General features: G+C 68.8%; 6 protein-coding genes. 3 read left to right on the forward strand and 3 right to left on the reverse strand.

Annotated elements, in window-relative coordinates; translation table 11 throughout:
• Positions 1–11: 11 nt before the first annotated feature.
• The 3 genes from IPP91_07685 to IPP91_07695 all read right to left on the reverse strand — a co-directional run bounded on the left by IPP91_07685 (position 12) and on the right by IPP91_07695 (position 7,019).
• Positions 12–3,404, reverse strand: a complete 3,393-nt coding sequence (locus IPP91_07685) for an IPTL-CTERM sorting domain-containing protein (protein MBL0141946.1) — start codon at positions 3,402–3,404, stop codon at positions 12–14.
• 102 nt (positions 3,405–3,506) lie between these two features.
• Positions 3,507–5,969 (reverse strand): IPTL-CTERM sorting domain-containing protein, encoded by a 2,463-nt coding sequence (locus tag IPP91_07690; protein ID MBL0141947.1) that lies wholly within the window; start codon positions 5,967–5,969, stop codon positions 3,507–3,509.
• A 198-nt stretch (positions 5,970–6,167) separates the two neighbouring features.
• Positions 6,168–7,019, reverse strand: coding sequence for a FecR domain-containing protein (locus tag IPP91_07695; GenBank protein MBL0141948.1), 852 nt, complete (start codon positions 7,017–7,019; stop codon positions 6,168–6,170).
• 218 nt (positions 7,020–7,237) lie between these two features.
• Between IPP91_07695 and IPP91_07700 the strand changes: the two genes are divergently transcribed.
• From IPP91_07700 to IPP91_07710, 3 genes are read left to right on the forward strand one after another with little or no spacing between them, the layout of a single operon-like run.
• On the forward strand, positions 7,238–9,847 hold the full coding sequence (locus IPP91_07700) for a leucine--tRNA ligase (protein ID MBL0141949.1): 2,610 nt from the start codon (positions 7,238–7,240) through the stop codon (positions 9,845–9,847).
• A 25-nt stretch (positions 9,848–9,872) separates the two neighbouring features.
• Positions 9,873–10,331: a lipoprotein B transmembrane gene (locus IPP91_07705; protein ID MBL0141950.1), complete on the forward strand. Its 459-nt coding sequence runs from the start codon at positions 9,873–9,875 to the stop codon at positions 10,329–10,331.
• Positions 10,328–11,326, forward strand: a complete 999-nt coding sequence (locus IPP91_07710) for a DNA polymerase III subunit delta (GenBank protein MBL0141951.1) — start codon at positions 10,328–10,330, stop codon at positions 11,324–11,326. Before IPP91_07705 ends, IPP91_07710 begins: the two co-directional genes overlap by 4 nt.
• Positions 11,327–11,328: the final 2 nt, after the last annotated feature.

Here is an 11,328-nt window from a genome sequence, read left to right on the forward strand (position 1 = left end):
CGAAGCCTCGGCTATCGGCGTCGCGACGCGGCCACCGCGCCCGACCCCGCAAGGAGCGCCGCCAGCAGGATCATCGCCCACTCCGAAAGCGCCGGCACTCCCGCGGGCGCCGCCGCCACGGCCCCCGACAACACCGTGAGCACCGCGTCGTTGCCCGTGCCGCCGACGTAGGAGATGCGCAGCGTCGCCCCGTTGAACGCGAGCGTGGCTCCCTCGGGCAATCCCGCGAAGGTGCCCACCATCGGATCCGCCCCGTCGTTGGTAATGATCGTGAAGGTGTTGCCCGTGAGCGGCGCGTAGGCGCCGGCCAGCGTGAGCGTGCCCCCGGCGATCGTCACCGTGCCGGTGACGTTCGTGTTGTCGTATTGCGTGCCCAGCGTCGTGCCCTCGATCTCCACGAGGAACGCGCCACCCAGCACCAGGTTGCCGGTGTTGGTGATGCCCGGGCTCAGCCCCGGGGCGAGCGTGCCACCGGCGTTGATGGTGACGAGGCCGCTGACGGTGCCCGTTCCACCCAGCGCCGCCCCGGCGTTCACCACGACCGGACCGGGAATCGTGCCATTCACGAGCAACGTGCCGCTGTTCACCATGGTGCCGCCCACGTAGGAGCTCGCGCCCGAGAGCGTGAGGCCGCCCACGCCGGTCTTCGTGAGTCCCGCCGCACCGCCGATCGGTCCGGACAGCGTGAGCGCCGATGAATTCGACACCGTCAGCGCCGCCGTGAGCGTGATCGGGTTCGCCAGGCTGTGCACCGCTCCGGACGCATTGAGCTGCGCCCCGGCGCCTGCGAAGCTTATCGCCTGGCCGGTCATGGCGTATGCCGTGGCGCTCGCGATGTCCATGCGGTTGATCGTCCACGGCGCATCCACGACCGGGCCGAAGCGCGCGGATGCCGCATTGAACGTGACGAAGGTGGTGTTGCCGTTGGCGGGCGCCGCGCCGCCGACCCAGTCAAGGCCCGTGCTCCAATTGTCGTTGGCGCCAGCGCCGTTCCAGGTGGTCGTGACGGGCGAGGGCGCGGAGAGTGTCACGTCGTTGCCCGTGCCCCCGATGTAGGAGATGCGCAGCGTAACGCCGTTGAAGACGATCGTTGCCCCCTCCGCAAGCCCCGCGAAAGTGCCCGTCACCGCGTCCGCGCCGTCGTTCGAGATGATCGTGAAGACGTCGCCCAACGCGGGCGCGTACGCGCCCGAAAGCGAGAGCGTGCCGCCGGCGATCGTCACCGTGCCGGTCACGTTGAGGTTGTCGTACTGCGTGCCCAGGGCGGCACCCTGGATCTCGATGGCCGCGATGCCGGCGAGATTCAAGTCGCCCGTGCTGAGGATACCCGGGCTCAGCCCCGGCGCGATCGTGCCGCCCGCATTCACCGCCACCGGCCCGCCGATCGTCCCTGTCCCGCCGAGCTGCGCCCCCGCCCCGACTGTCACCGGGCCGGCGAGGGAGCCCGTGACGATGAGCGTCCCGACTCCGATGAACGCGCCGCCCGTGTTCGTGCTCGCGCCCGAGAGCGTGAGAGTCCCCGGGCCGAACTTGCCCACGGCGCCCGTGCCCGCGATCACGCCGGCGAAAGTGGTGCTCGCGTTGTCGCTGAGATTGACTCCTGTGCCTGTCGTGTTGAGCAGACCAGCGCCCGAAAGCGAAAGGAATCCGCTGTTGTCGCCCGCATCCACCTGCCCGCCCGCTGCGATCGTGAGGGGGCCGAATCCGCTGAAGAGTCCCGCGAGGGCGCCGCCGGCGTTGACGACGGTGCCTCCCGAGTGGTTGAGGTGGCCGGCACTGGCCACGGAGCCGCCCAGGACCGTGAGACTGCCGACGCCGCCGCTCACACCGGCGGTGAGCGTCGTGCCCGTCGTCACCTGGAATTCCAGGGCCCCGTTGTTGAATATCGCACTGTCGATGACGGCCGGTGCCGAAACGCCGTCCCCGAAGCGAAGCGTGCCCGCCGTGATGGTCGTGGGGCCGGCGTGCATGGTCGGGCCCGACAGTGTGAGGCGCCCCGTCCCGACCTTGATCAGGTTGTTGCTGCCGCTGAGCGGCCCGGAGAACAGCGTGCTCGCATTATCGCCGCCGACGGTGAGAAAGTTGAAGGTCAGCTGGCCGGCGCCGGAGAGCGAGGCGATCACGCTGGATCCGGACGTGAACATCTTTCCGCCCGCTTCGATCGTGAGCGGCCCGCCATTGGGAAAGTTTCCGATGAGCGACGCGCCGGCCCGGATGGTGGTGAAGCCGGTATGGGCGAGCCCGGGTCCGTTGCTCGTCACTTCACCAGAAATCACGGTGAGGTTGCCGGTTCCGACCAGGTCCTGGAACAGATTCACCCGCATGCCCGGGGCCGGATCGACTTCGAACTCGAGATCCGAGTTGTTCACAATCGGGCCGGAAATCGCGCCGGGTGCGGCCACCCCGTCGCCGATACGCAGGACGCCCGCGCTGACCGTCGTGGTGCCGTCGTGGAAGGGCCCGGCATTCGCCAGGGTGAGGCGCCCGGTGCCCACTTTCGTGATGCCTGCGGTCCCGACGAACGGACCGGTGAAGATCGTGCTCGTGTTGTCCGCGCCCACCGTCACCGAGCCGGGGTTCGTGAGGAGCTGGCCGGATCCCGAGAGCGAGGAAAACACGCTGTCGCCGGTGATCGTGACCCCCCAGTCATTCACCAGCGGGCCGCCGCCGAGAAACTGGCCGCTGGCGATACCCGAAAGCGCGTGCGTGAGGCCGGTGTACGTGAAGGGGGGCCCGCCGCTCGTCACCGCTCCCCCCAGTACCGTCAACCCGCCCGATCCGCTCATGGCCTGTGCGAGGACCAGCGTTGCGGGGCTGGCGATGAATTCGGCGGCCGCGTTGTTGACCACCGGCCCGGCGATCGAGCCGACGTAGAACAGCACCGTCCCCGAGACGATCGTGGTGGTGCCGTCGTAGATCGCGTCGGAAGGCGGGGAGACGATCGTAAGCCGCCCGGGGCCGGACTTCGTGAGCCCGCCCGGCCCGCTCATCCCGCCGGTGAAGGTGATGTCGTCCGCGGTATTGAACGTGACGGTGGACGAGAGCACCAGGGGTACCTGGGGAGCGTGCGTGCCGGACACGTTGATCTGCGGTGCGGCGCCAGCGAAGGTAAGCGGGCTGCCCGTCAGGCCGTAGCCCGGCGGGCCGACGAAATCGAGCCGGTTGATGGTCCAGGGCGCATCGACGAAGAGGTTGGTCACGCCCGCGGCGCCGAGCGTGATGAACGTTGTGTTGGCGCTCGCGGGCGCGACGCCTCCCACCCAGTTTCCCGGCGTGCTCCAGTTGAAGTCGCCCCCGAGTCCGCTCCAGTCGACTGCGGTTGCAAGACCGGGGGCTGCCGCAAGCAGGAGGCCAATGGCGATGGTCTTCCCGCGCCCATCGATGCTACGACGAATTGTTTTCACGTAGGGGAGAACGGATTCGCCTCCCGCAACCGGTCATGGCGCGGAACCCGGCGGTATCGCCGGGCCGGATAACCGCCTCGTCCCGCCGCTGGCTGGACCATGCTAGTTGCGCCTCCTGGCCGCGAGCATGCCGCTGGCCGCGAGCAGCGTGGCGAGCAGGACCATCAGCCATTCGGAGAGCGTCGGCACCGGCGCCGCCGCTACGGCCCCCGACAATACCGTGAGCACCACGTCGTTGCCCGTGCCGCCGACGTAGGAGATGCGCAGCGTCGCCCCGTTGAAGCCGATCGTCGCTCCCTCCGCAAGCCCCGCGAACGTCCCCGTCACCGCGTCCGCGCCGTCGTTCGAGATGATCGTGAAGACATCGCCCAACACGGGCACATACGCGCCCGAAAGCGAGAGCGTGCCGCCGGCGATTGTCACCGTGCCGGTCACGTTGATGTTGTCGTACTGCGTGCCCAGCGTCGTGCCCAGGATCTCGATCGCCGTCGCGCCACCGAGCGTTACGCTGCCGGTATTGATGACCCCCGGGCTCAGGCCCGGCGCGATCGTGCCGCCGGCGTTCACCGTCACCGATCCGCTCACGGTTCCCGTTCCGCCCAGCGTGCCGCCCGCATTCACCGTGACGGGCCCGGTCATCGAGCCGGTGACGAGAACGGATCCACCGCTCACCGACATGGTGCCCAGGTTGGTGCTGGCGCCCGCAAGCGTGAGCCGCCCCGTGCCCACCTTCGTGAGCGCACCGAACCCGGCCAGGATCCCGGTGAAGGTCGAGTCCGCATTGTCCGTGCCCACGGTCACCGGGCCGTTGATGTTGAGCGTGCCCGTGCCCGTGAGCGAGGCGAAGGAACCCAGGCCGGTATCGAGCGCCGAGCCCGCCCCCAGCGTGAGCGGCCCGCTCTGCGTGAAGTTCCCGCCCGCGTATGCGCCGGGTTCCAGCGTCGTCGCCCCCGTGTGCGTGAAGTCGCCGAACATCCCTATCGCCCCACCGGACACCACCGTCATCGACCCCGTGCCGCTCACCCCGGACAGGTTGACGAAGCCCTGGATTTCCAGCGCCGCGCCGTTGGATATCGGGCCGACCGAGAGGGGCCACGTCACGCCATCGCCAACCCGGAGCGTGCCCGCGCTGACCGTCGCCGTCCCCGTATGGAAACTTGGCACGCCCAGCGTGAGCCGCCCCGTGCCCACCTTCGTGAGCGCACCGAACCCGGCCAGGATCCCGGTGAAGGTCGAGTCCGCATTGTCCGTGCCCACGGTCACCGGGCCGTTGATGTTGAGCGTGCCCGTGCCCGTGAGCGAGGCGAAGGAACCCAGGCCGGTATCGAGCGCCGAGCCCGCCCCCAGCGTGAGCGGCCCGCTCTGCGTGAAGTTCCCGCCCGCGTATGCGCCGGGTCCCAGCGTCGTCGCCCCCGTGTGCGTGAAGTCGCCGAACATCCCTATCGCCCCACCGGACACCACCGTCATCGACCCCGTGCCGCTCACCCCGGACAGGTTGACGAAGCCCTGGATTTCCAGCGCCGCGCCGTTGGATATCGGGCCGACCGAGAGGGGCCACGTCACGCCATCGCCCACCCGGAGCGTGCCCGCGCTGACCGTCGCCGTCCCCGTATGGAAACTTGGCACGCCCAGCGTGAGCCGCCCCGTGCCCACCTTCGTGAGCGCACCGAACCCGGCCAGGATCCCGGTGAAGGTCGAGTCCGCATTGTCCGTGCCCACGGTCACCGGGCCGTTGATGTTGAGCGTGCCCGTGCCCGTGAGCGAGGCGAAGGAACCCAGGCCGGTATCGAGCGCCGAGCCCGCCCCCAGCGTGAGCGGCCCGCTCTGCGTGAAGTTCCCGCCCGCGTATGCGCCGGGTCCCAGCGTCGTCGCCCCCGTGTGCGTGAAGTCGCCGAACATCCCTATCGCCCCACCGGACACCACCGTCATCGACCCCGTGCCGCTCACCCCGGACAGGTTGACGAAGCCCTGGATTTCCAGCGCCGCGCCGTTGGATATCGGGCCGACCGAGAGGGGCCACGTCACGCCATCGCCCAACCGAAGCGTGCCGGAATTGACCACGAATCCACCGCTGAGGTCCGAGGCAGCGAGGGACGTGAGCCGGGCAGCGCCATTCTTCGTGATCGCCCCGGGGCCGGTGATCGCGCCGGAGAGCGTCACGTCGACTGAATGGCTGATCGTGAGGGGACTGGAAAGGGTGAGCGCGTTGGCGATGGAGTGCGCGGCACCCGACATATCGAAGACCGCCCCGGCGCCGTTGACCGTCAGGGCCGAGCCCGTGAGGGCGTAGGCAGTCGCCCCCCCGAGCAGGAGGGCATTGACCTCCCAGGCGGCGTCCACCACGGGCGAGTAGTTCCCCGATGGGCCGAAGACGAGCGACGTCGTGGTACCCGTCGCGGGGGGCGCGACACCACCGGTCCAGTTCGCCCCTGTGCTCCAGTTGCTGTCGCCGCCCAGACCGCTCCACGACTGTGCCGAGGCGCAGAGGGGCCACACGGCGAAGGCCATCGTGATTGCGCGGATGCAGGTACTTGCCGCGTTGCGGATGCGGTGCGTGCCTCTCATTTTCGGACCCCCGGTATCGCGGCTTCCTGGTCTGATACTACAAGACGAAGGCCGGCGCCGCATGGACATCGGGGCGCCCGGGGGTGCTCTCGCCGTTGTTGCCGGCATAGAGTCCCCGTAGAGGGGAAAACGGATTCACCGCCCGCAAGCGGCCTGGGCACGGAAACCGGCGATCCCGCCGAACCCGAAGCCCGCCGGTTACCGCTCGACCGACGAGTTGGTGACGCCCTCCACCGACCGCAGGTTCTGCATGAGCGCCCGCGCTTCCTCCTCGCCCGCGAGTCCCACGACACGAACCGAGAACGGCCCCGCCTGCCCTCCCGTCACCTGCGCGGGATAGCCCTGCGCCCGCAAGCTGCGGCTCAGCGCCAGCGCGGCATCGCGCGCCGGAAGCGTCGCGGCGATCACGCGCCACTGCCCGCCAACCTGGCCGACGGGCCCGTCCTTGCGCGTTTCGGTCTCGAGCGCCCATTGCTCGAGTTGCTTCTGATCCACCTTCGCCACGGCCGGCGCTCCGCCGCGCGGCACCTGGTAGAAGTCGAGCGGCTGGTCCAGCTTCACCGTGGGGTTGCCCGCGGATCCCACCGATATCGTGCCCTCGATGAGGCATACGAGATCGCGCTCCTCGGTGCTCTTGCCCCAAAGGTCGGTGCCGCGGATGCCGATGGTCACGTTGCGCACCTGGATCGAGACCGACCGCCGCGGGGAGATGCGCAGCCCTTCGCCGGCAAAGCGAAACGCGCCTGCCACGACGCGAAGGGAAGCGCGCAGGAAGCCGGGGTCCTCCGCCCGCTCGATCTCGAACTTTGCGTTCTCGCCCAGCTTCACGGTGCTGCCGTCCGCGAACTTGAGCTTCGCCCGCGCGTTGCCCCCCGTTCGCACCTTGTCCCTGCCCTGGAGCTCGACGCCGGGCACCAGGGGCACGGTGTTGCCGCCGCGTTCGAGCCACGCGGGGAATTGCACCGCCTCGACGGTGACGACGGGTGCGGCGGCGGCCGACGCGAGGAACAGGGCACACAACGCCCCGGGGAATGCGATGCCGAGCCTCATCCGGTTCTCCCGAAAAAAAAGGGCGCCGATCCGGCGCCCAGAGTGCTTTGTCCCACTAGCCAGGTCACCCGCACAAGGAAAGCGGGCACCCGACCAATAGACACGCCCTGCGCCGCACTAGTTCCAGGGTCGGATACCGCGCGCCAAATCAAGGGCTTGGAAGCACCCCGCTGCTATAATTCCGCAACGCACAATGCGCTTCACGATCGAAAACTGCAATGGACTCCCAATACCACCCGAAGACCCTCGAACCGGCCGTGCAGAAGGAGTGGGCCGACACCAGGGCCTTTGTCGCACCCGACGCCTCCGCCAGGCCCAAGTACTACAACGTGGGCATGCTCCCCTATCCGTCGGGGAAGCTGCACATGGGGCACGTGCGCAACTACTCGATCAACGACGCGCTTTGCCATTTCCTGCGCATGAAGGGTTTCAACGTCCTGCAGCCGATGGGCTGGGATGCGTTCGGACTGCCTGCCGAGAACGCCGCGATGGCCAACGGCGTGCCGCCCGCGAAGTGGACGTGGGACAACATCGCGTACATGAAGAAGCAGCTCCAGTCCCTGGGCTTTGCCATCGACTGGACGCGCGAGCTGGCCACCTGCTCCCCGGACTACTACCGCTGGAACCAGTGGCTCTTCCTGCGCATGCGCGAGAAGGGCATCGCCTACAAGAAGACGGGCACCGTCAACTGGGACCCGGTCGACCAGACCGTGCTCGCCAACGAGCAGGTGATCGACGGCAAGGGCTGGCGCACCGGCGCCACGGTGGAAAAGCGCGAGATTCCCATGTGGTACCTGCGCATCTCGCAGTACGCCGACGAGCTGGTGGATGCGCTCGACGGCCTGGGCTGGCCCGAGCAGGTGAAGCAGATGCAGCGCAACTGGATCGGCCGCTCCCGCGGCGTCGAGTTCACGCTGCCCTATGACGCCGAGACGGCGCGGCGCATGGCGGATGGCAAACGCGGCCTCAAGGTCTTCACCACGCGCGCCGACACGGTCATGGGCATCACCTTCGCCGCCGTCGCTGCCGAGCATCCGCTCGCCGCCGAGGCCGCCAGGGGCAACGCGAAGCTCTCCGCCTTCATCGAGGAGTGCAAGAAAGGCGGCGTGATGGAGGCCGAGCTTGCCACGATGGAGAAGAAGGGCATGCCCACGGGCCTCTTCGTCCTGCACCCTTTCTCGGGCGACAAGGTCGAAGTCTGGGTCGGCAACTACGTGCTCATGGGGTACGGCGAGGGCGCGGTGATGGCGGTGCCCGGCCACGACGAGCGCGACTTCGCCTTCGCGAAGCAGTACGGGTTGCCCATCGCGCAGGTGATCGACGTGGACGCGCAGCCCTATTCCACCGACGCGTGGCAGCCGTGGTACGAGGCGCCGGGCGTCAACGTGAATTCCGGCAAGTACGATGGCCTCGCGCAGCCGGCTGCCATCGACGCGGTGGCCGCGGACCTCGAGGCGGCGGGGCTGGGCGAGAAGCGCGTGCAGTTCCGGCTTCGCGACTGGGGCGTCTCGCGCCAGCGCTACTGGGGCACGCCCATCCCCATCGTGCACTGCCCGAAGTGCGGCGACGTGGCCGTCCCCGACGACCAGCTTCCCGTGATCCTTCCCGAAGACCTCGTCCCTGACGGCTCCGGAAGCCCCCTCGCCAAGTCGCCGGCGTTCTACCAGTGCAAGTGCCCGGCCTGCGGCGCCGACGCAAGGCGCGAGACGGACACCCTGGACACCTTCGTCGACTCGTCGTGGTATTTCATGCGCTACACCTGCCCCGGCGCGACGACGATGGTGGACGGGCGCGCCGACTACTGGATGCCGATGGACCAGTACATCGGCGGCATCGAGCACGCGATCCTTCACCTCCTGTACGCGCGCTTCTGGACCAAGGTGATGCGCGACATGGGGCTGGTGAAGGTCGACGAGCCGTTCAGGAACCTCCTCACGCAGGGCATGGTGCTCAACCACATCTTCTCGCGCCGCACGGACAAGGGCGGCATTGCCTACTTCGCGCCCGAGGAGATCGAGGTCAAGGCGGACGAGGACGGAAGGATCACGGGCGCCACGCTCAAGGCCGACGGCAAGCCCGTGGAGTACGGCGGCATCGGCACCATGTCGAAGTCGAAGCGAAACGGCGTCGACCCGCAGGACCTCATCGACCGCTACGGTGCCGACACGGCGCGGCTCTACGTGATGTTCGCGAGCCCGCCCACCGACACCATCCTCTGGTCGGACACCTCGGTCGAGGGCTCGTTCCGGTTCCTGAAGCGCGTGTGGAAGCTCGTGCACGACCATCTCGCCGCCGGCGCGCCGGTCGACTCCGGGATGCAGGGCGAGCTGCCGAAGGAACTCAGGGACCTGCGCTTCAAGCTGCACAAGACCATCGACAAGGTGGGCGATGACTACGGCCGGCGCCTGCAGTTCAATACGGCCATTGCCGCGGTGATGGAGCTGCTGAACGCGCTCACCGATATCAGGGAGTCCTCCGCGGCCGCACGCGCGGTGGCGCAGGAAGTGCTCGAGAACGCGGTGCTGCTCCTGTCGCCCGTCGTCCCGCACATCGCCACCGCGCTCTGGGCCGAGCTGCGTCCCGGCACGCGCCTCCTGGACCAGCCCTGGCCCGCGGCCGACAAGGCGGCGCTTGTGCAGGACACGATCGAGCTGGTGGTGCAGGTGAATGGCAAGCTGCGCGGACACGTTTCCGTGCCCGCCACGGCATCGAAGGAGGAGATCGAGAGGATCGCCCTCGCGAGCGAGGCGGCGGTGAAGTTCATGGAGGGCAAGCCCGCGAAGAAGGTCGTCGTGGTGCCCGGCCGCCTGGTGAACATCGTTGTCTAGGCCGGCCGCCGCCCTGCTCTGCCTGATGCTGTCCGCTTGCGGCTTCCAGCTTCGCGGCGACACGGCCACGGGACTCAAGTCGCTCTACCTGTCTACTGCCGCGTCCTCGCAGGTGGCCGTCGAGATCCGCCACCAGCTTTCGGGCGGCCCCACGAAGCTGGTCACGACCCCAAAGGACGCAGAGGCGCACCTGCGCATTCTCTCCGAGAGCACGGAGAAGATCATCCAGACCCTGACCGGCGCGGGGCGCGTGTTCGACTATCGGCTGCGCCTGAAGGTGGGGTACCAGGTGACGGATGCCGCCGAGAAGCCGCTCATCGAACCCACCGAGATCGAGCTGTGGCGCATCGTCACCTACTCGGAATCCGCGCCGCTCGCGAAGGAGGCGGAGGAGCAGTTCCTCTACGTCGACATGCGCGTCGAGGCCGCCTCCCGGATCCTTCGCCGCATCGCCGTCGCACGCGCCAACGCGCCGCCGCGATGAAGATCGCCACCCGCCAGCTCGCGCAGCACCTGAAGAAGGGCCTGGCGCCCCTCTACGCCGTGCACGGCGCGGAGGCGCTGCTCGCGCTCGAGGCGGGCGACGCCATCCGCACGGCTGCCCGGAAGGCAGGCTGCACCGAGCGAGAAGTCTTCACGTCGGAGCAGGGCGCGGACTGGTCGAAGCTCACCGCATCCGCCGCCAACCTGTCGCTCTTCGCCTCGAAGAAGCTCCTCGAGATCCGCATCCCGACGGGCAAGCCCGGCATCGAGGGCGGCCGCGCGATCGAGGCGCTTTGCGCGCGCCTGCCCGAGGACACCGTGGTGCTCGTGATGCTTCCGCAGCTCGATTGGCAGCAGTTCAAGACCGCGTGGTTCGGTGCCCTCGAGGGCGCGGGCACGGTGGTGGAAGCCAGGGCCATCTCGCGCGAGGAGCTGCCCCAGTGGCTGGCCGAGCGCCTGGCCACGCAGCAGCAGAGCGCCCGCCTGGAGACGCTCGAATGGATGGCCGACCGGGTGGAGGGCAACCTGCTCGCGGCCAGGCAGGAGGTGCAAAAGCTCGCTCTCCTGCTACCCGCCGGTGAGATCTCCCTCGAGGCCATCCGCGAAGCGGTGACCGACGTATCGCGCTTCGAGCGCGACGGCCTCATGGAGGCGATCCACGAGGCCGACGAGGGCCGGATCGTGCGCGCCGTCGATTCGCTGGAGGCCGAAGGCGAGCCCCTGCCGCTCCTCCTGTGGGCCCTCACCGAGGAGCTTCGCCTCATGATGCAGCTGTCGGGGGGCGAGCGCCCGCGCCGCTTTCTCGATCCCGATCGCGTGCAACGCATCCAGCGCACCGCGCGCAAGCACGACGCCGCATCCTTCGACCGGCAACTCTTGCGAGCGCACCGGATTGACCGCATGATCAAGGGCGTAGAAACGGGCGACGCGTGGGAGGAGATCCTCGAGCTGTCCCTCGCGCTTGCCGGCAAGCCTGCGCTGCGGGCCGTGGCGTGAAA

It is taken from the genome of Betaproteobacteria bacterium, from assembly GCA_016720855.1.
In the GTDB taxonomy this organism is placed as follows: domain Bacteria; phylum Pseudomonadota; class Gammaproteobacteria; order Burkholderiales; family Usitatibacteraceae; genus FEB-7.